General features: G+C 67.0%; 20 protein-coding genes and 1 tRNA gene. 17 read left to right on the top strand and 4 right to left on the bottom strand.

The features are described from left to right. Window positions 1–2 precede the first annotated feature (2 nt). Window positions 3–578, bottom strand: coding sequence for a TetR/AcrR family transcriptional regulator (locus tag QMZ16_RS10935; RefSeq protein ID WP_282603274.1), 576 nt, complete (start codon window positions 576–578; stop codon window positions 3–5). A 94-nt stretch (window positions 579–672) separates the two neighbouring features. Between QMZ16_RS10935 and QMZ16_RS10930 the strand changes: the two genes are divergently transcribed. Then, window positions 673–1887, top strand: coding sequence for a multidrug effflux MFS transporter (locus QMZ16_RS10930; RefSeq protein WP_282603273.1), 1215 nt, complete (start codon window positions 673–675; stop codon window positions 1885–1887). 42 nt (window positions 1888–1929) lie between these two features. Here the strand turns inward: QMZ16_RS10930 and QMZ16_RS10925 are convergent, their stop codons facing one another. Further along, complete coding sequence (locus tag QMZ16_RS10925) at window positions 1930–3207, bottom strand: MFS transporter (protein WP_342662162.1); 1278 nt, start codon at window positions 3205–3207, stop codon at window positions 1930–1932. Window positions 3208–3381: 174 nt separating this feature from the next. Continuing rightward, entirely contained in the window at window positions 3382–4353 is a 972-nt protein-coding gene (locus QMZ16_RS10920; protein WP_282603272.1) for a siderophore-interacting protein, read from the bottom strand. Window positions 4354–4540: 187 nt separating this feature from the next. Between QMZ16_RS10920 and QMZ16_RS10915 the strand changes: the two genes are divergently transcribed. From QMZ16_RS10915 to QMZ16_RS10850, 14 genes are all read left to right on the top strand, one after another. Further along, window positions 4541–6598 carry a TonB-dependent siderophore receptor gene (locus QMZ16_RS10915; RefSeq protein WP_282603271.1) on the top strand — a complete coding sequence of 686 codons (2058 nt, stop codon included), beginning with the start codon at window positions 4541–4543 and terminating at the stop codon, window positions 6596–6598. Beyond that, the gene (locus tag QMZ16_RS10910; protein ID WP_282603270.1) at window positions 6598–7776 is read left to right on the top strand and encodes an MFS transporter; all 1179 of its coding nucleotides are present in this window, start codon (window positions 6598–6600) and stop codon (window positions 7774–7776) included. The genes QMZ16_RS10915 and QMZ16_RS10910 overlap by 1 nt, the downstream gene beginning before the upstream one ends. A gap of 120 nt (window positions 7777–7896) precedes the next feature. After that, a complete protein-coding gene (locus tag QMZ16_RS10905; protein WP_282603269.1) occupies window positions 7897–8367 on the top strand; it encodes a molybdopterin-dependent oxidoreductase in 471 nt (156 codons plus the stop codon). A gap of 80 nt (window positions 8368–8447) precedes the next feature. Next, the gene (locus tag QMZ16_RS10900) at window positions 8448–9659 is read left to right on the top strand and encodes a SpoIIE family protein phosphatase (RefSeq protein WP_282603268.1); all 1212 of its coding nucleotides are present in this window, start codon (window positions 8448–8450) and stop codon (window positions 9657–9659) included. Then, complete coding sequence (locus tag QMZ16_RS10895) at window positions 9656–10003, top strand: STAS domain-containing protein (RefSeq protein WP_022707584.1); 348 nt, start codon at window positions 9656–9658, stop codon at window positions 10001–10003. The genes QMZ16_RS10900 and QMZ16_RS10895 overlap by 4 nt, the downstream gene beginning before the upstream one ends. After that, the gene (locus QMZ16_RS10890) at window positions 10003–10419 is read left to right on the top strand and encodes an ATP-binding protein (protein ID WP_022707585.1); all 417 of its coding nucleotides are present in this window, start codon (window positions 10003–10005) and stop codon (window positions 10417–10419) included. The genes QMZ16_RS10895 and QMZ16_RS10890 overlap by 1 nt, the downstream gene beginning before the upstream one ends. Further along, window positions 10416–10871, top strand: coding sequence for a hypothetical protein (locus QMZ16_RS10885; RefSeq protein ID WP_282603267.1), 456 nt, complete (start codon window positions 10416–10418; stop codon window positions 10869–10871). The genes QMZ16_RS10890 and QMZ16_RS10885 overlap by 4 nt, the downstream gene beginning before the upstream one ends. A gap of 3 nt (window positions 10872–10874) precedes the next feature. Next, complete coding sequence (locus QMZ16_RS10880; RefSeq protein ID WP_282603266.1) at window positions 10875–12578, top strand: DUF3131 domain-containing protein; 1704 nt, start codon at window positions 10875–10877, stop codon at window positions 12576–12578. Continuing rightward, a complete protein-coding gene (locus QMZ16_RS10875; RefSeq protein WP_282603265.1) occupies window positions 12575–13705 on the top strand; it encodes an acyltransferase in 1131 nt (376 codons plus the stop codon). The genes QMZ16_RS10880 and QMZ16_RS10875 overlap by 4 nt, the downstream gene beginning before the upstream one ends. Continuing rightward, window positions 13705–15483, top strand: a complete 1779-nt coding sequence (locus QMZ16_RS10870; RefSeq protein ID WP_282603264.1) for a glycosyltransferase — start codon at window positions 13705–13707, stop codon at window positions 15481–15483. Before QMZ16_RS10875 ends, QMZ16_RS10870 begins: the two co-directional genes overlap by 1 nt. Further along, entirely contained in the window at window positions 15480–16805 is a 1326-nt protein-coding gene (locus QMZ16_RS10865) for a DUF3131 domain-containing protein (protein WP_282603263.1), read from the top strand. The genes QMZ16_RS10870 and QMZ16_RS10865 overlap by 4 nt, the downstream gene beginning before the upstream one ends. Next, the gene (locus QMZ16_RS10860; protein ID WP_282603262.1) at window positions 16802–17641 is read left to right on the top strand and encodes a hypothetical protein; all 840 of its coding nucleotides are present in this window, start codon (window positions 16802–16804) and stop codon (window positions 17639–17641) included. Before QMZ16_RS10865 ends, QMZ16_RS10860 begins: the two co-directional genes overlap by 4 nt. A 4-nt stretch (window positions 17642–17645) precedes the next feature. Beyond that, a complete protein-coding gene (locus tag QMZ16_RS10855; protein ID WP_282603261.1) occupies window positions 17646–19112 on the top strand; it encodes a hypothetical protein in 1467 nt (488 codons plus the stop codon). A gap of 16 nt (window positions 19113–19128) precedes the next feature. Beyond that, window positions 19129–20025, top strand: coding sequence for an alpha/beta hydrolase-fold protein (locus QMZ16_RS10850; RefSeq protein WP_282603260.1), 897 nt, complete (start codon window positions 19129–19131; stop codon window positions 20023–20025). 50 nt (window positions 20026–20075) lie between these two features. On the opposite strand, the gene QMZ16_RS10845 is transcribed toward QMZ16_RS10850, so the two are convergent. Beyond that, window positions 20076–20165 (bottom strand) — tRNA-Ser (locus QMZ16_RS10845). Between the two features lie 110 nt (window positions 20166–20275). Here QMZ16_RS10845 and QMZ16_RS10840 point away from each other — a divergent pair. Continuing rightward, window positions 20276–21133, top strand: a complete 858-nt coding sequence (locus QMZ16_RS10840; RefSeq protein ID WP_282603259.1) for a DUF2059 domain-containing protein — start codon at window positions 20276–20278, stop codon at window positions 21131–21133. Continuing rightward, on the top strand, window positions 21130–22200 hold the full coding sequence (locus QMZ16_RS10835) for an NUDIX domain-containing protein (RefSeq protein WP_282603258.1): 1071 nt from the start codon (window positions 21130–21132) through the stop codon (window positions 22198–22200). Before QMZ16_RS10840 ends, QMZ16_RS10835 begins: the two co-directional genes overlap by 4 nt. Window positions 22201–22287 lie beyond the last annotated feature (87 nt).

Genomic DNA, 22287 nt, shown 5'->3' with positions numbered 1-22287 from the left:
GATCAGGCGAAGACCGCGTCCGTGATCTCTTGCGCCAGCGCGTCATCGACGGGCTGGCCGTTCAGCAGACGGTACCAGAACGCGCCGTGGATGAATTCGGACATCAGGCGGGGTGAGCGGCCTTCGGGCAGCTCGCCGCGTTCGCTTGCGCGGCTCAGGATCTCGGTCACCATCTCCTCTCGCGGCTGGACGAAGCGGGTGCGGAAGGCCTCGCCGAACGAGGCATCCTGCTGGGCGGCGGCGATCAGGGCGCGCAGCGTGTCGCCGTCGCGACCCAGATGCGCAAAGACGCCGGTCAGGAAGACCCGCAGCTGATCGGCGACGGGGGCCTGCGGATCGGGGGCCGGTCTGTCGGCGTATCTTGCCGTCTCTTCGAACACGGCTTCCAGGACGAGATCGGCCTTGGTGGCCCAACGGTTGTACAGCGTCTGCCGCGCGACCCCCGCAGCCGTCGCGATGGCCGAGATGGACACCCCGTCATAACCCTGTTCCCTGACCAGCCGCAGCGCGGCAGCCTTCAGCGCCTCGCCCGCCTCGGCATTGGGCGGGCGGCCCGTTCTGCGTGTCTTGTCGGTCATCCTGTCCTCCTGCCTTGGCCATTCTTGATATATGGACTTCCGTCCACTAATTGCAAATGGACTGAAGTCCATTATGCAAGACAAGGAACGCCATATGCCTCAAATCCAACTCTCCTCGAAACATGCGGCGGCGATAACCGCAACCCTGGGGCTGCTGTCGCTGTTTCCGCCACTGGCAACGGACATGTACCTGTCGGCCATCGGAGATCTGGCGGATTCGATGGCGACCGACCATGCGGGGGCCGAGCTGTCCCTGTCGATCTTCTTCCTTGGCCTCTGCGTCGGACAGTTGCTGATCGGACCGCTGGCGGACGGGTTCGGGCGCCGGCTTCCGCTGCTGGCGGGGACGGTGCTGTTCCTTGCGACCTCGGTCCTGCTGCCGATGATGGACGATATCGCCAGCTTCAACGCGCTGCGGTTCCTTCAGGCGATCGGTGCCAGCGCAGGCATGGTCGTGGGTCGCGCGGTGGTCAAGGATCTGTATAGCGGCCAGCAGGCGGCACAGGTGATGACGGTCCTGGTCATGCTGCTGACGGTCGGTCCGATCGTGTCGCCGACCTTTGGCAGCCTGCTGCTTCAGGCATTCGGCTGGCGCTCGATCTTCGTGGCGATGGCGGCGGTCAGTGCCGTCGCACTGGTCCTGACGCTGCTGGTCCTGCCCGAGACGCTGCCCGCGCCCGAGCGTCAGCCCCGCCCGTTCCGTGACGGTGCCGCCAGCGCGGCACGCCTGCTGGGGCGGGGGTCGTTCCTGTCGATGACGCTGGTCGCGGGCTTCGTGCAGGGCGGGATGTTTGCCTTCATCACCGGATCCTCGGGCGTGTTCCAGGGTCGGTTCGGGCAGGACACGCTGTCCTTCGGCCTGATCTTCGCGCTGATCGCCGCCGCGCTTGTCGTCTTCGGTCGCGTGAACACGATCCTGCTGCGCAGGCATTCGCCCGCGCGCATCCTGTCGCGGGGCCTGCCGGTCTTTGTCGCGGCGTCTGCCGTGCTGGTCGCGATGTCGGGAACGTCGCAGATGTGGCTGTTCGTGGCTCCGCTGTGGATCGCGATCGGGATGGTCGGACTGCTGTCGGCGAATGCCATGTCCATGGCGATGGAGGTCGCGCATGACCGCGCGGGGATCGGCTCGGCCCTGCTGGGCGCGATCCAGTTCGCCATCGCGTTTGCCGTGTCCTCGCTGGTGGCGCTTGGGGGCAGCGGGTCTGCCATGCCGATGGCGATGGGGCTGCTGGTGCCGTCGCTGGCGGCCTCGGGGCTGTTCTTCGGCAGCCGTGCGATGCGCCCGACCGTTGCCGCGGCGGGCCAATAAGGATGCGCCCTGCCGGTGCGGAACCGGCTGGGCGCGCGTTCGTCAGACCTCGTTCCGGCCCGAGGCCAGGATGCAGATCAACGAGATCACGGCCGCCACGAGGACGTAGTAGCCAACATAGGCCATCCCGTAGGTCGCCTGCAGCCAGGTCGCGATATAGGGCGCCAGCGATGCGCCGACGATGCCCGCGAAGTTGAAGGCCAGCGACGAGCCGGTATAGCGCACATGCGTCGGGAAGGGCGCGGCCAGCGCGGCGCCGATCACGCCATAGGTGACGCCCATCAGCGCCATGCCGATGGTGACGAAGGTGAAGACGCCCGCGCGGCTGCCCGACAGCAGCGGGTCCAGCGCGAACGAGAACGCGCCGATCAGGATCGTGACCAGGATCAGCAGGTTCCGGCGGCTCCAGCGGTCGGCGATCTTGCCTGCGAAGGGGATCAGCGCGCCGAAGACGACGGCACCCCAGACCTGCACCTCCAGCGCCTCGGGCAGGGTCATCTCCAGCACCTTGACGTTGTAGGACAGCAGATAGGCCGAGCCGATATAGAACAGCACGAAGGTCGCAAGCGCGACGAAGGTGCCCAGGAACAGGCTGCGCTTGTGGTTGCGGAACACCTCGACGAAGGGCACGGACACGCGGTCATGGCTGTCGATGGCCTTCTGGAAGGCCTTGGTTTCAGCAAGCGACAGGCGGACCCACAGGCCGACCGCGATCAGCACGATCGAGAACAGGAACGGCACGCGCCAGCCCCATGCCAGCAGATCCTCGCGCGACATGAAGGTCAGCAGCAGCAGGAACATCCCCGAGGACAGGAACAGCCCGACAGGCGCGCCCAGCTGCGGGAACATGCCGTACCAGCTGCGCTTGCCCGGAGGGGCGTTCTCGGTCGCGATCAGCACCGCGCCGCCCCATTCGCCGCCAAGGCCGAAGCCCTGACCGAAGCGGCACAGCGCCAGCAGCAGCGGCGCCAGCACGCCGATCTGGCTGTAGGTCGGCAGAAGGCCGATGATGACGGTGGAGATGCCCATGGTCAGCAGCGCGGCCACCAGCGTCGCCTTGCGGCCCACGCGGTCGCCGAAATGGCCGAAGACCACCGCGCCCAGGGGACGCGCGAAGAACGCGATCGAGAAGGTGGCGAAGGAGGCCAGCAGCGCGGTCGTCGGATCCTCGCCCGGGAAGAACAGCGCGGGGAAGACCAGCACGGCCGCGGTGGCATAGACGTAGAAATCGAAGAACTCGATCGTCGTGCCGATCAGGCTGGCCAGCAGGACCCTGCTCGGCTTGTTCAATGGGGTCGGGGCTGCCGAAGGCTCGGCCATGCCCCCGGTCGAGGAAGCGTCGGTCATGTCATTCGTCCAAGTTGTAGCCGCGGGAAGGCTCCCGCAAATCGGACCCACGCCCTAGCGGAACAAAACTGCGCCAGAAACCGCATCCGCGAAATTTTAGGCGCTTGCATGGCAGGGTTTCGTCAAATGCATGACTTGGCGGCGGTTTCAGGACCAGTAGGCGGCGACCGTCATGTCCTTCTTGTCATGCCCGCGCGATTGCAGGTGCTTGCGCGCGGCGCGGGCCTCGTCGGCGCTGGCGGCGAACCAGACGAACTCGGTTGGCGCGATGGCCGTGGTGGACAGCGCGGCGGTCAGATCGTCCGAAACCGCCACGCGCGGGTCGCTGGCCGTGTCGCCCAGATCGGCGCTGGCGCAGCGGATGGTCGCGGTCACCTGGCCCGGTGCCTCGGACAGGATGCGGCGGATGGCGGGCAGGGCGGTCTGGTCCCCGAACAGGTGCACGCGTGCGGCGGTGGGAATGCCGCCTCCGCCGGGGCCAATGATCGCGACGGTCTGTCCGGTCGGGTCGCCGTTCACCCAGTCGCAGGTCGGGCTGCGATCATGGCGGAAGATGTCGAAATCCAGCCATCCCGGCCCGTGATCCGCCACGGTATAGACCGCGCGGTGCAGGCTGTCGGGACCTTCGGGCCATCCGACGCGCCCGGTCGGCTGGACGCGGGGCCATACGGGCTCTCGCCCCTTGGGGGGCAGCAGCAGGCGGAAATGCATCGAGCCCTCGGTAAAGCGCGCGGCATCCGGCGCGGCGATGCGGACCCGGACGAAGCCGGGGCTGGGGCGCGTCACGCGCAGGACGCGCATCAGCGACAGGCCGGGCGCCAGCGCGCCGGCATCGACGCGATCCCAGGCGATGTCCAGCCCGACCTCGGCGAAGATCTCGGTCGCGCTGTCACGCAGGTTGCCGATCAGCCTTTCCTCGGGGGCGGACAGGTCGACCGACATGCCGTCCACATGCGGCACGAGGCGCAGTTCGCAGCCCCAGACCGACATGGTCAGTTCCTCATGCGTCTCGGTCAGCGGCACATCCCACGCGGCGGCGCGGGCCTTCAATGCGGCGATCGCGGCACCCGATGATTGCGCGATCAGGCCCGTGCTGCGGTAAGTGCGAAGATGTGCCATGGCTGCCCCTGTCTCTTTCGGCAGCTATAGCATAGTCTTTCGGTCGGACAATTGACAATTCCGATAGATTCGATCAGTTATCCGTCACCAATCAGCCCCGAGGGCAGCCAGAACCCCACCCGCGAACGGCGCTTCGCGGGGCGGTCGCGCCTGTCTTCCGGTAAGCCCCGCATCGAAGGATGGCCCCATGAAACGACCCCTGATCGCATTCCTGCTGGCGAATTGCGCCGCGATCGCCGCATCGGCGCAGGACGCCCCCTACATGCTGGACGGCATCACGCTTGAGGCCGAAAGCAACACCACGCTGGTCCAGGACGGCTATGTCGCGATCAGCAGCCGGCAGGCGACCCGACTGGATACGCCCGTCGCCCGCATCCCGCAGGCCGTGTCGATCATCACGCAGGACCAGGTCGAGGATCAGGCGCCGCGTTTCCTGAACGAGGCGCTGAGCTATACCGCCGGGGCGAACCCGAACAATTACGGCTTCGACAACCGCTTCGACGCGTTCTTCCTGCGCGGCTTCCCGACCAGCTATAACGGGTTCTTCCGCGACGGGCTGCAGCAGGTCAACTCTCCGACGGCGTGGTTCAAGACGGAGCCCTACGGACTGGAAGGCGTGGCGGTGCTGAAGGGGCCGAACTCGTCGCTCTATGGTGTCAGCGGACCGGGCGGAATCGTGAACCTCGTGACCAAGCGCCCCAAGGACGAAACCTATCGCGAGATCCGCGCGACGACCGGCGCGAACGACCGCGCCGAGATCGCGGCGGACTGGTCCGGCCCCGTTTCCGAAGGCAGCGATTTCAGCTATCGCCTGACGGGGCTGCATCGCGATGCGAATAGCGATCTGGCGGGCTACAAGGACGACAAGACCTATCTTGCCCCCGCGCTCAGCTGGGATAACGGCTTCACCCGCGCGACGATCCTGGCCGAGTATTCGACCTCGACCACGGGCGGCACGGCGGCTTTCTACAACCCGTCCTATGGCGTGGCGTCGCGGATCTACAACGGGGATCCCGACTATAACGACTTCGACCAGGACCAGTGGCGCATCGGCTACGAGGTCGAACACGACCTGACGCCCGACCTGACCCTCCGCCAGAGCTTCCGTGCGGCCCGCGTCGCGGCGGATCTGGAATACAGCGGTTACTATGCCTCGGGCGACGCGCTGGCGCGGTATTGGGGCCATTACCGCGAAGAGGTCGAGACCCAGACCCTGGACAGCGGTATCCGCTGGACCGTCGCGACAGGCGGCGTCGATCACGAGGTGCTGGCGGGCATCGACATCAGCCGCACCGATTACGACAGCGCGGCGACGCTCGGCTATGTGTCGGCTGCGGAAACTGCGGCGGCGGCGCTGGTCTTCGACGGGTCGCAGGTGACCGAGCAGGCGGGCATCTATGTCCACGACCAGCTGAGCTGGAACAGCTGGCAGGCATTCGTCAGCGCGCGCTTCGACCGGGTCGAGAGCAGCTCGACCGCCGATGATGGCACCGTGACCGACAGCACCGACAACGGTCGCTCGGGTCGGGCCGCGCTGAGCTATGAATTCGGGAACGGGGTGATGGCCTATGGCAGCGTCTCGACCTCGTTCTCGCCCAATACGGGCTTCGTCTATGCCGTGGGCGACGACGAGAACGGCACCCCCGCCGAGGCCACGCAGGCCACCCAACGCGAGATCGGCGTGAAATACGCCCCCGAGGGGACGAACCTGCTGTTCTCGGCGGCGATGTTCGACATCGACCAGCGCGACGGCGTGGTGCTGGATGCGTCGACCGGCGTGAACCGCCAGCGCCAGCTGGACCTGAACAGCCGCGGCTTCGAGGTCGAGGCGCAGGCCAGCTGGTCGAATGGCTGGTCGCTTCTGGCAAGCTATGCCCACCAGAAGGTCACGATCGAGAAGGGTGCCGCCGGAACCGACGGGAACGAGCTGTCGGCAAGCCCCAACGACACCCTGTCGGTCTGGGCGAAATACGACGTGCAGGCGGGACCGATGCAGGGCCTGGGACTGGGCGCGGGCCTGCGTCATGTCGGCAGCAGCTACGGCGATGACGAGAACAGCTTCGAGAACGACGACCGCACCTTCGTCGATCTGGCCGTCAGCTACGAGATGCCGCAGGCCGAGGGCGTCGAGATGCAGCTGAACGTCAAGAACCTGTTCGACCAGGACAAGCAGACCTGCACCGCAGGCTATTGCTATCGCGACGAGGGGCGCACCTGGACCGCCAGCATCAGCCGCCGCTTCTGATGCGTCCGGGCGAAGGAACGAGGGTCCTGTCGGGCCTCTGGGCGGCCTATGCTGCCCAGAGCGTCATCGGTGGGCTGACATGGGGCGGCCTGCCGGCCGTCCTGCGCGACCAGGGGCTGCCGCTTGATCGGATCGGCCTGCTGTCGCTGCTGATCGCGCCCTGGGCGCTGAAGTTCCTCTGGGCCCCGCGGGTCGAGCGTTTGCGGATCAGGCCGGGCCTTGCTCCGCGCACCCCGCAGGTGGTGCTGGCGACCGGGACCGTGGCCGTAGCGGGACTGATCCTGACCGGCTGGCTGGGGCTGGTGCCGCTGCTGCCGGTGCTGGCCTGCCTGATGCTGGTCGCCATCGCGACGGCCACTGCGGATATCGCGGTGGACGGGCACGCGGTCGGCACGCTGGCGCGCCATCAGCAGGGATGGGGCAACGCGGCGCAGGTCGGGGGCGCCTATGTCGGGTCCGCGATCGGTGGCGGGCTGGTCCTGGTGCTGGTGGCGGCGACTGGCTGGCGAAACTCGGTTTGGCTGCTGGCGGCGCTGGTGGCGCTGCTGCTGGGCTGGTTCGCGCTGACCGCCCGGAACGCACCCCCGGCGCCCGAGGCCGCCCCGGCCCCCAGCCTGCGCCGTGCCTTCGCCCGCCCCGAGATCCGCAAGGGCCTGCCGCTGGCCGCAAGCTTCGTGCTGGCGCAGAAATTCGCGATGGGGATGTATGGCCCGTTCCTGATCGACCTGGGGCTGCCGCTGGCGACCATCGGCATCCTCAGCGGGTTCGGCAGCCTGGTTCTTGGCCTGCTGGGTGCGCTGGTCGGCGGGGCCTCGGTCCGGCGCAACGGGATCCGCGCGACGCTTCTGATGGCGCTTGCGGGGCAGGGCGCGCTGATGGCGGTCCTTGCATGGGCACCGCTGCCGGTGATGGTCCTGGCGGGGATCTGCCTTCTGTCGGGGTCGGCGATGCTGTCCTTCGGGTTCACCGCGCTTTATGCGCAGTTCATGCGCTGGTCGGACAAGGCGCAGGGCGGGGTGGATTTCACCCTGTTCCAATGCATGGACGGCATGCTGGGCATGGGCATGGGAACCGTCGCGGGCGTGGTCGCGCAGCAGGCGGGTTTCGGCACGCTGTTCGCGATCTCGGTCGGGCTGGCGGTCCTGTCCGCGGTCGCGATTTCGGTCAGCAAAACCTGACCCGCGCGTCACCGGGCCTGACCTTTTGGACAGGGGCCCTAGCCCCTTGCACGCTGCAAGCCGGGGGGCTTTGGCGGTATGTTGGACAGCATATCCACCAACATCGCCGGAGCCCCTTGCATGTCACCCCGTACCGAAGTCATCGCCGCCGCATTCCTTGCGACCATGGCAATGCCCGCCATGGCCCAGGACGTGCTTCTGACGGTCACTGCCGGAGGAAACACCCATCACTACGACCTGGAGGCCCTGCAAGAGCTTCCCGTGACCGAGTTCACCACCTCGACCAACTGGACCGAGGGCGAGGTGACCTTCACGGGCGTCGCGCTTGCGACCCTGCTGGCCGAGGCGGGTGTCGAGGATGGCAGCGTCATGGCGACCGCGATCAACGACTATGCCGTCGAGATCCCCGTCGCCGAGGTGACCGAGGACGCCCCCATCATCGCCTACATGCAGGACGGCGAGATCCTGTCGCCGCGCGACAAGGGGCCGCTCTGGGTCGTCTATCCCTTCGACAGCGATCCCGAATACCAGACCGAGATCGCCTATTCGCGCAGCATCTGGCAGCTGGACCGGATCACGGGCGCCGAATAGGAAGCCCTTGAAACCACAGGTTGTGCTTGGCGCGAAAGTGATTACCCTGAACCCGTAACGAGGTCGTGATGAGGTATTCGATGCCGATCAGCACACCGATGCAGGGGGAAGAGGTTCACGGCTGGCTTGTCGTCGTGGCCGATGACGACGCGTTCCAGCGCAGCTATGCCTCGGCCATATTGCGCAAGCTGGGGTTCATCCCGATCGAGGCCGCTGACGGCGTCGAGGCGCTGGCGCTGGTGCGCAATACCGGCGCGCAGCTGCTGATCTGCGACCTGGACATGCCGGGCCTCGACGGCCACGAGGTCGTCCGGCAGATCCGCGCCGATCGGTCCGAGGCCTATGTCCACATCCTGATGGTGACCGGCAGCGGGCAGCGGGGCGAACGCGACCGCGCGCTCGAGGCCGGGGTCGACGATTTCATGGCCAAGCCGCTGGATGCCGCCAGCCTGACCGCGCGCGTCCGCAGCGTGACCCGCCTTCTGGCGCATGAGAAGCTGCTGGCCGAACGCAACCGCACCATCGCCGAGGCCAAGCAGCGGATCGAGGACGACATCCGCATCGCCGCCCGCGCGCAGAAGCGGCTGCTGCCCGCGCCCCATGCCGAGCTGGGCGACACGCAGTTCCATTCCGCCTTCCAGCCGTCGAACATCCTGTCGGGGGACATGTTCGCCTATTACGACTTGGGCGACGGGATGATCGGCTTCTACGCGATCGACGTGGCCGGGCACGGGGTGAACGCATCGCTCCTGTCGGTCTCGCTTGGGCATCTGCTGACCAGCGACTATTTCCGCAGCCAGGTGGCCACGCAGCCCGGATCGCCCGATCCGGCGGCGCTTGTGGCCCGGCTGAACGAACGTTTCTTCGATGCGGACGGGCAGGATTATTTCACCATGTTCTGCGGGGTCATCTGCCGCGCGACGGACCGGCTGCACTATTGCCAGGCGGGCTATCCCCCGGCGCTGCTGGTGTCGGACGACGGCGCGATCACGCCCGTGGGCGAGGGCGGCTTTCCCGTCGCGCTGATCGGGCAGATGGATTTCCAGAACGCATCGGTCGCCTTCCCGCAGGGTTCCTCGCTGGTCTTGCTGTCGGATGGCGCGCACGAGGCCGAGGACGCTGCGGGCACCGCCTTCGACGACAGCCGCATTGCCGAGGTCGTCGTCGCATCGGCCACAACCCCTGCGAATATTCCCGCGAAAATGCTCGCGGCATTGACAGAATGGCGCAACGGCATCCCACTTGACGATGACCTGAGCGTGCTGGTCTGCGAGAGGAGAAGCAAGCCATGATCAAGGCGTTGCCCGGACACGAAAATGGAATCTGCGTCGTCGATCCCGGCCTGGAGCGGCTGACGGCGGCGAATGCGACGGCGTTCAGGGACGAGCTGATCGCGCTGCTGGGCAATGGCGAGGATCGGCTGCTGGTCGACATGTCCGCCGTCGAATTCGTCGATTCCTCGGGGGTGGGCGCGATGGTGGGCGTGCTCAAGAAGATCGGCAACCGGGGCGAGATCGCGATCTGCAGCCTGACGGGCAACGTGGACAAGATGTTCCGCATCACGCGCATGGACAAGGTCTTCGCGATCTATCCCAGCCGCGCGGCAGCCCTTGCCGCCATGAGCGAGCGTCCCTGATGGCCTGGGTCGAGGATATCCGCCCCGACGAGGCCGAGGTGGACCGCGTGCTGCCCGATCTGTGCCGGGCGCTGGCCGATCTGCTGACCCCCGACAAGCTGACCGCGCTGGAGATTGCCGTGGCCGAGGCGCTGACCAATGCCATCCGTCACGCCCGTGCCAGCGGCACCCCCGAGACGATCCGCATCGCCGCATCCGTCGAACCCGCGCGCGTCCGGATCGAGATCGTCGATGCGGGCGACCAGAGCCCTGCCGACCTGTTCGAGGATGTGGCGGATCTGGATCAGATCGATCCGCTGGCCGAAGGCGGCCGCGGTCTGTCGCTGATCTCTCACTGCGCAGACGGGGTCGAGTTCGTTCCGGCGCAGGGCCGCAACCTGCTGCGGCTGGCCTTCGACAGGCAGGAGGGGGCATGATCTGGATCCTTCTGGCAGCGGCGACCGCGTTGGCGCTTGGGGCGGCGATCGTGCTGCGCCGCAGGCCCGTCGCCACGCCCGAGCCGGTTGAACGCCGCTTTGCCCATCCCGAGGAACTGCAATCCCGCATCGAGGAGCTGAGCGGCGAGGTCGGCCCGATGGTCGTCCCCCAACTGCTGCGCGCGGCATCGGACGATATCGGACGCAACCTGGCCCTTCTCGAGGCGCCCGCGACCGAAGAGGAGACGCGCCGCGGGCTTCATTCGCTGATCGGCATTCTGGACACGATCGGCTGCGTCACGCTGGCCGACAGCTATCGCGCTCTGCAGGACGATTTCCGTACCGGGGGCATGGACGAGGGGCGGCGCAACGAGGCGCTGACCGAAACGCGGCTTCTGCGCGCAGAACTGGACGCGCTGACCCGCCCGGAAGGTGAAACGGCAGGAGGATAGGTCATGCGGCGTCTCGGTCTTGCAGTGGTGGCAGCCCTGATCGGGGGCGCACTGGTGATCGACCAAGGAGCGGACCCCGCCCGCTCGCAAGAGGCGTCGGCGCCGGTGACCGCGCCGCTCTTTCCGGGCGACACGCCGGTCGGCGACCTGCTGCCGCCCGCGCTGCGCGATCCGAACCGCCAGTCGCGCACCGATTTCCTGATGTCGCGCCCTACCCAAGAGGGCGAGTTCTTCGGCCGCCACGGTGCCCTGACCGAGCGCGAGATGGCGATGGCCCGCACCGCCTGGCAATATTTCGTGAACAGCTACCAGGAGGATACGGGCCTCGTGAACGCGGTCGGCTCCTATCCCTCGACGACGCTGTGGGACACGGCCTCGTATATCAGCGGCCTCGTGGCGGCGCACGAGCTGGGGATCATCGACAAGCGCGAATTCGACCGCCGCGCGACCAAGCTGATCGGCACGCTGCGCAATCTCGACCTCTATCGCGGCGAGGCGCCGAACAAGGTCTACAACACCCAGACCGGCGAGAAGGTGAACTATGCCAACCAGCCCGGCGAGGTCGGGTTCTCGGTGCTGGACATGGGGCGGATGCTTGTCTGGCTGCGCATCCTCAAGGAACGCTATCCCTATCTGGCGAACGGCGTGGACAACGTGCCAATGCGCTGGAACTATTGCAACATCGTCGCCGATGACGGGCGGCTGTTCGGCTCTATCGTGGGCGGCGACAACCAGACGCGCTATGTCCAGGAAGGGCGGCTGGGATACGAGGAATATGCCGCCAAGGGCTTTGCGCTGTGGGGCTTCGACGTCACCGGGGCGCTGGACCCGCATCCGCTGAAATACACCAACATCTATGACGTGGACGTGCCCTATGACGGCCGCGATCCGCGTGTGTTCCACAACCAGAACTACGTCCTGACCGAAAGCTATCTCCTGGACGGGCTGGAGATGGGCTGGGACCTGCCGGTGCCCGATCCCGACGGGCCGGGCGTCGCCTCGCAGGGCTGGCGCGCGGAATTCGCCCATCGCATCTTCCTGGTCCAGCAGCGCCGCTTCGAGGCGACGGGCATCATCACCGCCCGATCCGAACACCAGGTCGAGGGCAAGCCCTATTTCGTCTACGATTCGATCTTCGCGGACGGGTATCCCTGGAACACGCTGGACCCGAGCGACGTCTATCAGCCCGACCGCGCCGCCGTGGCATCCAAGGCGGCACTGGGGATGTGGGCGCTGTGGGACGTGCCCTATACCGACCTGCTGTTCGATACGGTGGCGGATCTGTCCGACCCCGAGGGCGGCTTCTACGAGGGGCTCTACGAGAACGGTAACGGCTATATCCCGCTGCGGACCGCGAATAACAACGGCATCATCCTGGCCGCCCTTCTTTACAAGGCGCAGGGGCCGATCATGCGGTTCCAGAACGACAATACCAGCTATTGGGACACGGCCTATGCGGGGACCGACATCCGCGCGAACAAGTGCCTGCCCGACAAGATGGTGGTCGAGGCCACCTGCTGCGCCTGCGCGGCGGGCGTGGATATCCAGCCGACCGTTCCGTGGGACGAGTTCAAGTACTGCCGCCCGCTGGACCGCGAGAACGGCATCGCCGCGACCGAGTGCCGCCCCGAGGAACAGGAATTCGCCAAGCCCGAACCGCGCGTCGTCCTGCCTGCCGCCTGCCGCGCGGAATGGGCCGCACCATGAGCGCAAGGGGACGGATGGTCTGGTTCGATGCCAACCGCGTCTGGGCCGCGGTGGGCGTCGTCCTGATCCACAGCACGACCGATTTCGCGGGCCGTCCCTTCCCGGATGCAAGCGTGGGCGAGCGGGTGGTCCCGATCTTCCTTCGCTCGCTCGGCGAGTTCTCGGGCTCCGAGATGTTCTTCTTCTTCTCGCTGTTCCTGATGGCGCTGCGGATCGATCGGCACAGGCCGACCTATCGTGAGGCGATCGGCACGCAGGCGTCGCGGCTGCTGGTTCCCTTCGCCTTCTGGACGCTGTTCTACGGGCTGTTCAGATTGGTCAAGGCATATGCCTTCGGCTACGCCCCCGGCTATCTGGACCAGATATCCGAGGTGAAGACCTGGGTCGCCTATTTCCTGCTGGGCAAGTCGCAGTACCATATGCACTTCCTGCCCACACTGTTCGCGATCTTCCTGTTCTATCCGGTGATGCGTCTGGCGATGCGATACCCGATCCTGGGGGTGGGGCTGTTCGCGACGCTCGGCGCGATGGATCACGTGCAGACCTTCCTCTACTCGCTGGATCTTGCGCCGCTGACGCGCGACTATCTTGTCCGGATCACCAAGGTCTGGGGCTATGTCGGTTACGGGTTCGCGGCCTTCGCGCTGTATTCGCTGTGGCAGGACGGGCTGCCGCGCGGTGAATCCAAGCTGGTCGGGCGGGGGGCGCTGTATTTCGCCTCGATGGCCTATATTGCGACCTTCCCGTTCTTCGGCTCGGCCCTGCTGACGGGGCAATGGGGCGTGCGCACGGGCTGGGATTACTACGGTCACTTCCTGATGCCGCTGTTCATGTTCAGCCTGTTCCTGGGGCGGCAATATGCCGATTGGTCCCCCGGCTGGTCGCGCATGGCGAAATACACCTTCGGCATCTACCTGGTGCATCCGATGGTCATCGACATCTTCGACATCGTCGTGGTCAAGACCGGGCTGGCGGGCGTCCTGTCGCCCGCGCTGCTGGTGGTGCTGCGCTTTGCCTGCGTCCTGCCGGCGGCCTACGGCGTCTCGCGCTTGATCGAGCGGACGGACGTGCTGGCCTGGACGATCGGGCTGGGGCCGGTGCCCTGGAAACGGCAAGGGAAGGCGTGATGGACGATTACTTCCGCGAATTCGAGGATCGCCGCCCGCCCGATCCGCTGCCCTATTCCGCGGCACGAGAGATGCTGTGGCAGTTCCTTGCGACGCTGACGCTGTTCGTCGGCGCGTGGTACGTGATCTGGCGGTGGGGCCATTCGCTGAACCCCGACGCGCTGTGGTTCGCGATCCCGCTGGTCGTGGCCGAGACCTGCGCCTATCTGGGCCTCGTGCTGTTCGTCTACAACCTGTGGCGCGACCAGCCGGTGCGGGTTCCCGAAGCACCTGCAACCGTGCGCGACATCGATCCCGACAACCCCGATCCGGACCGCCCGATCACGGTCGATGTGCTGTTCGCGACCTATAACGAGGAACCCGAGCTGGTGCGGCTGGGCATCGTCGATGCCAAGGCCATCGACTATCCCCATCCCATCGACATCCGCATCCACGTGCTGGACGACGGCAAGCGCCCCGAGATGGAAGCCGTCGCCCGGCAGGAGGGTGTCGGCTATATCACGCGCGAGGGGAACGAGGGCTTCAAGGCCGGCAACCTGCGCAACGCGATGGAGCGGACCTCGGGCGATCTGATCGTGATCTGCGATGCCGACACGCGCCCCTTTCCGACGATCCTGTCGCGGACCCTGGGCTATTTCCGCGATCCCAAGATGGCGTGGGTCCAGACGCCGCAATGGTTCTACGACCTGCCCGAAGGTCGCAGGCTGCCCGGTCGGCTGGGCCGCATCTTCGGGCGGATGCGCGTCGGGGCCGATCCCTTCGTGAACGACCCGCAGATGTTCTATGACGTGATCCAGCGCCGCCGGAACCGCGTCAACGCCGCCTTCTGCTGCGGGGCGGGGTCGATCCACCGCCGAGAGGCCGTGATGGAGGCCGCGCTGCGCAGCTTCGGCGAGGCGGTCGAGCGCCGCGTCATCGCCGCCGAGGAGGAGATCACGCTTGAGAGCCGCGAGCGCCGAGTCTCGCCCGAGCTGCTCGAGGCGATCCGCACCGAGGCCGTCACCGCCGAGGTGCTGACGCCCTACCGCTTCCACGTCTCCGAGGACATCTATACCTCGATCGTGCTTCATTCTGACCGCGAACGCGGCTGGAAGTCCTGGCAGCACCCCTATGTCGAGAGCCGCATGCTGTCGCCGCAGGACCTGCTGACCTGGACCATCCAGCGATACAAGTATGCAGGCGGCAGTCTGGACATCATGTTCAACGACAATTCGCTGTTCCGGCGCGGCCTGACCCTGCCGCAGCGCATGATGTACGGCGCGACCTTCTACAGCTATCTTGGTGCGATCTGGAACGTGGTCTTCCTGTTCGCGCCCGCGATCTACCTGTTCACGGGGATCGCGCCGGTCTCGGCCTATTCCAACGATTTCTTCGAGCATGTGATCCCCTTCATGATCCTGCTGGAGCTGAGCATGATGGTCGGCACCTGGGGCATCGCGGGATATGCGGCCAAGGCCAGCTATCTCGCGTTCTTTCCGGTGGGGCTGCGGGCGATCTGGGCCGTGGCGCGCGGGCAGAAGATCTCGTTTCCCGTCACGCCCAAGGACCGCCAGTCGGGGCGGTTCCTGCATCTTGTCCGGCCGCAGCTTGCGGTGCTGGTGCTGACCGGCGCGGGCGTGCTGTGGGGCCTGGGCGCGCTGGCCGTCGGCGGGACGCCCCACACGCTGACCGGCGTCGTGACCAATGCCCTTTGGGGGCTGAACAACTGCGTGGCGATGGCCGGGATCGTGGCCGCCGCGCTCTGGCAACCGCCTGCCACCAAGGAGGCCGCAGCATGAGCTTTCGTGACAATCTCGCTCGGGCACGGGGGCATATCGTGATGATCCTTGCGCTTATCCTGGGGCTGGTGCTTGTCCTGTGGCTGGAGACATTGGGCGAGCCGCAGCCCGACGCGAGTGCGGGACCGGACATGATGCAACCCTTCGACGACCTCGACCCGCTGCCGCTGGCGATCCGTGGTGAAAGCTCGGATCGCGACATGGAGCATGCGCGCATCGCCTGGACCTATTTCCAGAACAACGTGGACGAGGGGACGGGGCTTGCGAATTCGGTCCATGCCTATCCCTCGACCACGATGTGGGAAACGGGGTCCTATGTCGTGGCGATCCTGTCGGCGGAACGGCTGGGCCTGATCGACCGGTCCGAGGCGCATGACCGGCTGGACCGCGCCATCGCCAGCCTGTCCGACCTGCGGCTGTTCCAGGACGTGCTGCCCAACAAGGCCTATCACACCCGCACGCTGCAGCTGGTCGATTACGGCAACCAGCCGGTCGAACTGGGGCTGGGCTGGTCGGCGCTGGACGTGGCGCGGATCGTCGGCACGATGGGTCTGGTGCAGCGCAACCATCCCGAACTGGCCCCGGCGGTCGAAGCGCTGATGAACGGCTGGCAGCTGGACCAGATGGTGGATGGAGGAGAGCTGATCGGCACCAATGTCAGCGACGGCAACATCCGCCGCAACCAGGAGGGCCGTGTCGGCTACGAGCAATATGCCGCGAAGGCGATGATGCTGTTCGGCTTCGACGTCTTCCGGGCCTATGACGTGTCGGGGGACCTGATGGTCCAGCGGGTCGAGGGGCAGCCCATCCCCGTCGACACGCGCCTGCACCGCGCCACGACCCCGGCCTTCGTCGTCAGCGAGCCTTACCTGTTCGACGGGCTGGAATTCGGCTTCGACGACCGCTCCCACCGGTTCGCGACCGCCATCTATCGCGCGCAAGAGGGGCGCTTTGCCGAGACGGGCAAACTGACCGCCGTGACCGAGAGCCACCTGCACGAGGCGCCCTATTTCGCCTATTCGACCGTCTGGGGCGGGGGCGCGCCTTGGGCCGTGATGACCTTCCAGGGCGAACGGATCGACAGCCGCCGGACGCTGGCGACCAAGGCCGCCTTCGGCTGGGACGCGCTGTTCGGCACCGATTACACCGCCCGCCTTGTCGATGCGGTCGAGGAATTCGCCGACCCCGCCAAAGGCTGGCCCGAGGGGATATACGAGGAAACCGGCGCGGTGAACGGATCGACCACCGCCAACACCAACGCCGTCGTCCTGGTCGCGCTGGCCTTCAAGGCGCATGGCCCCCTGGTCCGGGTCGCACCATGAGACGGGCGGCCGCCATCCTGCTGGTCTGGGCGGGACCGGCGCTGTCCGAGCCCTGCGTCGGCCCGAACTTCGACCGCCCCCTGCCGGGGGCCAGCAATGTCGAACGTCGCACCTCGGACGTGCCGACCGCCCGCTATCCCGGTATCTGGCAAGAGGGGCGCGTGGCGGGCTTCGCCTATCAGCTGGCAAGCGATCTTTCGGCGGTGCTGTCCGACAGCCTGGACGCGCCGAGCTGGCAGATCGCGATCGAGTGCGGGAACGATGGGGGCTGCACCCGCAGCGGCGATGCAGCGCCCGACGCGGCGATCCCGGTTGCCGATGCCCTTCAGCGCTGCCTGCTGGGGCAGGAGGTCGCGGCCGCCGATTTCGCGATCCCGACCGCGCGCGGGATCGCGGGTTTGCCCGAGGATGCGGGCGTGACCGACCCCGAACGCGCCATCGACTCCGTTGCGGGCATCGCGACCGCCGCCGGTATCGAAAGCGCGGCCAATGCGCCGTCGTCCACGGCCCCCGCACCGAACGACGATCCCGAGCGGCCCGCCGCGGTGCGCGACGTTCCCGCGCCCGAGGCGCAGCCCGACCCGGCGCTGGTCGATCTGGGCCCTTCGGTCCAGCCGGATCGCGAATGCAGATTGCAGTTGATCACGCCCGGCACCTCGACCGTGCAGACGCTTCAGCGCCTGCTGATCGAGGCGGGGCAGGACCCCGGCCCAGATGACGGGGTGATGGGGCAGCGCACGCGAACGGCGCTGGTGCAGGCGCTGGACCCCAATGCCGCGGAGCTGTCGATCGAAGGTGCGATCCGCGCCCTGAACGCCAAGCTGTGTCAGGAGTGATGGCATGGTCGGGCGCGGATACAGGGCGGGCTGGGCGCTTCTGGCGCTGATCGTCACGGCCGCGCCGGCCTTCGCGCAGGATTACCCCCTTGTCTGGCCGTCCGAGCTGCGCCCCGCCACGCTGCCCGCCTGGCAGCAGGCCACACCCGGCCCCCGCAGCGTGGACACCTCGGAGAATGTCGTGCCCGGCGCGACCGAAGTGCTGAAGGACGTGCCCAATGTCTTCAGCTGGTCGCGCTTTCAGTCGGGGCGCATCGGCGGGTTCGATTACCGGCTGTTCCCGGACGGGTCCGCCATCGTCATCGCGGCCGACGGCAGGCCCTTCGCGCAATACATGCTGACCTGCCGCAAGGGCGATGCCTGCGAGATCGCGAACGATGCGGGCGTCATCCTGATCGTGCCTGCCATCGGCGCGCCGAAGCCTCCCTTGCCGCCCGATGACGTGGACGGCCTTGGCGTGGCGCAATACCTGGCGCGATGGATCCTTGCCGGGACGGGCACGCCGCCACCTCCGCCGCCGCAGCCCGAACCGGCCCCCGAACCGCAGGGGCCGCCCTTGCCGGACGTCCTGCCGGTGGCAGAGCCCGAGCCCGAAGCGGTCGTCCCGCCCGACCCAGTGCAGAACAACCTTCTGCCGACCGATGCGGATTGCCTGGAACCCGACCCGTTCTATCCCGATGCGTGCGAGCCCGTCGCGCCGGAACCTGCGCCCCCCGCACCGCAGCCCGTTACCGCGCGCGCCATCGACATTCCGGCCCCCGTCGCGCCCGCGCCGCCTGCACCCGAACCCGGCCCGATGACGCTAGCCGAGAGGTATCGCCTGTCATGCTCGCTCTCGACCGGAGCGGGGCTGAAATATACCGACCATGTCGATTTCGACGACGCCTTCGGCAAGCTGCGGGTCACCCTGGGCTGCAATGCCCGGCTGAACGACCGCGTCTCGCTGTCGCTGGCGCTGGTCAGGTTCCCGATCTCGGGGCAGCAGGCGCCCTGGGACCCCGACTTCACCTATGCCGTCAACATGCGGGTGACCGAGAAGCTTGGCCTCAGCTATTCGAACTATGGCGCACGGTTTTCCGGCGGGGGCAGCGATCTGGTCTCGTCGCTGCTGAAGGGCAGCCTGCGGGCGTCCTACAAGCTGCCCACGCTGCACCTTCCCTTCCAGAAAGAGGCCGCCTGTTCCGTCAGCATCGGCCTGTCAAACCCCGGCAACGATTCCGGGTCGCTCAGTTGCGGGATGTCCGTGACCGACAAGCTGCGCGTGGGGCTGACGCTCTATGCCTATCCGGCGAACCGGCAGAAGCCGTGGAACCCCGATTACAGCTATACCGCCAGCTACCGGCTGAACGACCGCGTGACGCTGAACTATTCGAACTACAGCGCGAACCGATGGCCGTGGAATCGCGGCCCAAGCCCGGGGCCTGGCCTTCTGGGCGGGTCGGTCAGCCTGTCCTACAAGCTGATGTTCTGACCGAGGAGATCCGACGATGCTGCGTTTCCTGACCCTGTGCCTCGGGCTGCTGCTGTCTTCGGCTGCGGGCGCCGAGGTGCGGATGCAGAATGTCATCGGCAGCGAGGTTCTGGGCCGCCCGGTCGGATATTCGCTGTATCTTCCGCCCGGATACGGGACGGACAAGCGCGATTACCCGGTCGTCTGGCTGCTGCATGGCGGCGGGACCGGGCAGCCCTCGGACTGGTTCACGCTGGCGGGGATCGACCAGATGCTGGACGCGCTGATCGCCAGCGGCACCATTAGGCCCCTGATCGCCATCGCGCCGGATGGGCGCCGGGACGAGGCGAACGAGATCGCGACCTATTTCCTCGACGATGCCGACGGGCAGGTCCGTTGGCAGACGATGTTCCTGACCGAGATGATCCCGGCGCTCGAGGCGCGCTATCCCGCGATCGCGACGGGCGAGGCGCGGGCGATCCTGGGCATCTCGATGGGCGGGCTTGCGGGGATCGTGCATCACCTGCGAAATCCGGGCATGTTCGCGGGTGTCGCGGCGCTCAGCCCGGCGTTTCGCACCGATGCGCAGCTGTTGTCGCTGAGCGACGATGCCTATCGGACGCGATATGCGGGGGTGCTGGGCGCGGATCTGTCCGCAGATGCCCGCCTGACCCGGACGTGGAGCGACCTGTCGCCCGATGCCCTGATTGCGACCGCGTCGCCCACCCGTATTCCGCGTATCCTGATCGATCTGGGCGCGGACGATCCCTTCCTCGAGGGCGCGACCGAGATGCATCTGGCGTCGCGAAGCTCGGGCCTGCCCGGCATCTTTCGCGTGCGCCCCGGCGGCCATGACTGGCCGTTCTGGCGCGAGGCCTTGCCCGATGCGCTGATCCATCTGGATGCGCTGCTGACACGCGGATATGGCGAGTGATCGCCCTGCGCAACGTGCTGGATTTTCGGGTTAAGCTTACCACGAGAAAGTGGCGGAGAGGGTGGGATTCGAACCCACGGAACCCGTGAAGGCTCAACGGTTTTCGAGACCGCCCCGTTCGACCACTCCGGCACCTCTCCGCGCTTTCTGGTGTGGTGAAGCGGCGTTTAAAGTTACGGGGGTTGAAGCACAAGGGGGTATCGGCGAAAAAAACGCAGGACGATGAATTTTTTCTCGAAAGGCGTTGTGGATGCTCAGACTTCTCGTGCTGGCGGCCTTGCTGCCCGGCGCCGCCATCGCCGAACGTGTGCCCGTTCAGGCGCAGGTCCAGGCCCCCGAACGGCAGGTCGCGGACCAGCTTTGGCAGGTCATGCGCATGGACCAGTTGATGGAGATCATCCGCGACGAGGCCGTGGCCGAGGCGACGCGACTGCAGGACGAAGGCGTGATCGCCGGGGCGGGGCAGCCCTGGCCGCAGATCGTCCACCGCATCCACGACCCCGAGGAACTGGAGGACGCGTTCCGCGAGGGGCTGTCAGGGGCGCTTGGACGCCTTGACGCGGCGCAGGTCGAGGCTGGGCTGCGGTTCTATCGCTCGGCCCTTGGACGCAGGCTGCTGGACCTCGAAGCTTCGGCGCGGCGGGCCATGCTGACCGAGGGGATCGAGGATCAGGGTCGCGAGGCGTTCATGCGCGACCTGACGCGCGGCGGGGCGCGTTCGGCCGCGATCCGGCGCATCATCCGCGATGCCGACCTTGTGACGCCGAATGTCGAAAGCGGGTTGAACGCGACGGTCGCGTTCTCGCAGGGCTTTGCCGAGGGGGGCGGTTACGACATGCCGCCCGACGAGGGGCAGATGCTGGCCGATGCATGGGAACAGCAGCCCCAGATCGAGGCCGAGGCGGCGGCATGGCTGGAAGGGTTCTTCATGATCGCCTATGCCCCCGTCGAGGACGAGGATCTGGACGCCTATGGCGAATTCGCCGTGTCCGATCGCGGTCGTGCGCTGGCCCGCGCGATGTTCGCGGGCTTCGATAGGATATTCAGCCAGACATCCTATCGCATGGGGCTGGCGGCTGCCCTGCGCAGCGGAGGGAGAGAGCTTTGACGACGATTCTGCTGGGTGTGCTTGCTGCGCCCGAAATGCTGGGGGCGCTTGGCCTTCGGGGCGTGGGCGCGACCCTTCCGGGGCATCTGGTATCGCAGGGCCGGGCGGGCATCGATGCCGATGCCTGGCCGGTCCTTGCCGATGGGGGCGAGGTTCAGGGGATCGAGGTCGCGCCGAATGCAGCGCTGGAACGCTATGCCCTGGTGATGGGGCTTCAGTCGTTCGAGGTGGCGGGCCGCCGGGTCATGGGCATCGCCGGAACAGGCAATCCCGATCCGGCCCCCGCGCAGGCCGATCCCGCGCTTGCGGCGCAGATCGCGATGCAGATCCTTGCCGCGCCGGATCATGTCGATGCCGCGACCCTGCGCTGGCGCCTGCCGATGATGGCGATCTGGGGCAGCAGCCGCTTGCGCGCGCAGGCCACTGCGCCGACCGGGCAGGGCGTCGTGCCGGAACGGGGCGCCGATGCGGTCACGGTGATCACGCGCGATCAGCCCTATGTCGGCTTCTTCGTCGGCGAGCGCCAGCAGATCACCCACCGCCTGCATGACGGCGGCCAAAGCGGGACCATGACCCGAGAGGCGTTCCTGATGGGGGACGCGGTCGTCATGCTGCCCTGGGACCCCGTCCGCGACCGCGTTCTGGTGATCGAGCAGTTCCGCTTTGCCCCCGCGCTGCGCGGCGATCCGCAGCCCTGGCTGCTGGAGCCCATCGCGGGCCGCGTCGATGGCGACGAAACGGTCGAGGCCGCGATTCTGCGCGAGGCGCAGGAGGAAGCCGCGCTGGACGTGCATCGGCTGTTTCCCGCCTTCAGCTACTATCCCAGCCCCGGCGCGGTCTGCGAATACCTGTATCAATATGTCGGGATCGCCGACCTTCACGACGGCGTGGCCGGGGTCCATGGCCTGGAAACCGAATCCGAGGATATCCGCGGGCACCTGATGCCGCGCGCACAATTGTCGGACATGGTGGATCGCGGGCAGATCAGCAATGGTCCGCTGACGACCCTGTCCCTATGGCTGGATGCCCGCGTGGACAGGTTGCGGCGGGAACTGGCCGCCGGTTGATCCGTTCGGTCCCGGGGGGCTGGCGACCTTGCCCCTTGGGGCCGCGCATGTTTAGGAACGAAATGTCGAACAATCACGAAGGGATGC

The organism is Paracoccus sp. PARArs4, assembly GCF_947311865.1.
Lineage (GTDB): Bacteria > Pseudomonadota > Alphaproteobacteria > Rhodobacterales > Rhodobacteraceae > Paracoccus > Paracoccus zeaxanthinifaciens.
This window is presented reverse-complemented; position numbering and strand designations above follow the sequence as displayed.

Bases quoted from the DNA above. Each gene is read 5' to 3' on its own strand.
- QMZ16_RS10935 (WP_282603274.1), bottom strand. From the start codon at position 578: ATGACCGACAAGACACGCAGAACGGGCCGCCCGCCCAATGCCGAGGCG.
- QMZ16_RS10930 (WP_282603273.1), top strand. From the start codon at position 673: ATGCCTCAAATCCAACTCTCCTCGAAACATGCGGCGGCGATAACCGCA.
- QMZ16_RS10925 (WP_342662162.1), bottom strand. From the start codon at position 3,207: ATGGCCGAGCCTTCGGCAGCCCCGACCCCATTGAACAAGCCGAGCAGG.
- QMZ16_RS10920 (WP_282603272.1), bottom strand. From the start codon at position 4,353: ATGGCACATCTTCGCACTTACCGCAGCACGGGCCTGATCGCGCAATCA.
- QMZ16_RS10915 (WP_282603271.1), top strand. From the start codon at position 4,541: ATGAAACGACCCCTGATCGCATTCCTGCTGGCGAATTGCGCCGCGATC.
- QMZ16_RS10910 (WP_282603270.1), top strand. From the start codon at position 6,598: ATGCGTCCGGGCGAAGGAACGAGGGTCCTGTCGGGCCTCTGGGCGGCC.
- QMZ16_RS10905 (WP_282603269.1), top strand. From the start codon at position 7,897: ATGTCACCCCGTACCGAAGTCATCGCCGCCGCATTCCTTGCGACCATG.
- QMZ16_RS10900 (WP_282603268.1), top strand. From the start codon at position 8,448: ATGCCGATCAGCACACCGATGCAGGGGGAAGAGGTTCACGGCTGGCTT.
- QMZ16_RS10895 (WP_022707584.1), top strand. From the start codon at position 9,656: ATGATCAAGGCGTTGCCCGGACACGAAAATGGAATCTGCGTCGTCGAT.
- QMZ16_RS10890 (WP_022707585.1), top strand. From the start codon at position 10,003: ATGGCCTGGGTCGAGGATATCCGCCCCGACGAGGCCGAGGTGGACCGC.
- QMZ16_RS10885 (WP_282603267.1), top strand. From the start codon at position 10,416: ATGATCTGGATCCTTCTGGCAGCGGCGACCGCGTTGGCGCTTGGGGCG.
- QMZ16_RS10880 (WP_282603266.1), top strand. From the start codon at position 10,875: ATGCGGCGTCTCGGTCTTGCAGTGGTGGCAGCCCTGATCGGGGGCGCA.
- QMZ16_RS10875 (WP_282603265.1), top strand. From the start codon at position 12,575: ATGAGCGCAAGGGGACGGATGGTCTGGTTCGATGCCAACCGCGTCTGG.
- QMZ16_RS10870 (WP_282603264.1), top strand. From the start codon at position 13,705: ATGGACGATTACTTCCGCGAATTCGAGGATCGCCGCCCGCCCGATCCG.
- QMZ16_RS10865 (WP_282603263.1), top strand. From the start codon at position 15,480: ATGAGCTTTCGTGACAATCTCGCTCGGGCACGGGGGCATATCGTGATG.
- QMZ16_RS10860 (WP_282603262.1), top strand. From the start codon at position 16,802: ATGAGACGGGCGGCCGCCATCCTGCTGGTCTGGGCGGGACCGGCGCTG.
- QMZ16_RS10855 (WP_282603261.1), top strand. From the start codon at position 17,646: ATGGTCGGGCGCGGATACAGGGCGGGCTGGGCGCTTCTGGCGCTGATC.
- QMZ16_RS10850 (WP_282603260.1), top strand. From the start codon at position 19,129: ATGCTGCGTTTCCTGACCCTGTGCCTCGGGCTGCTGCTGTCTTCGGCT.
- QMZ16_RS10840 (WP_282603259.1), top strand. From the start codon at position 20,276: ATGCTCAGACTTCTCGTGCTGGCGGCCTTGCTGCCCGGCGCCGCCATC.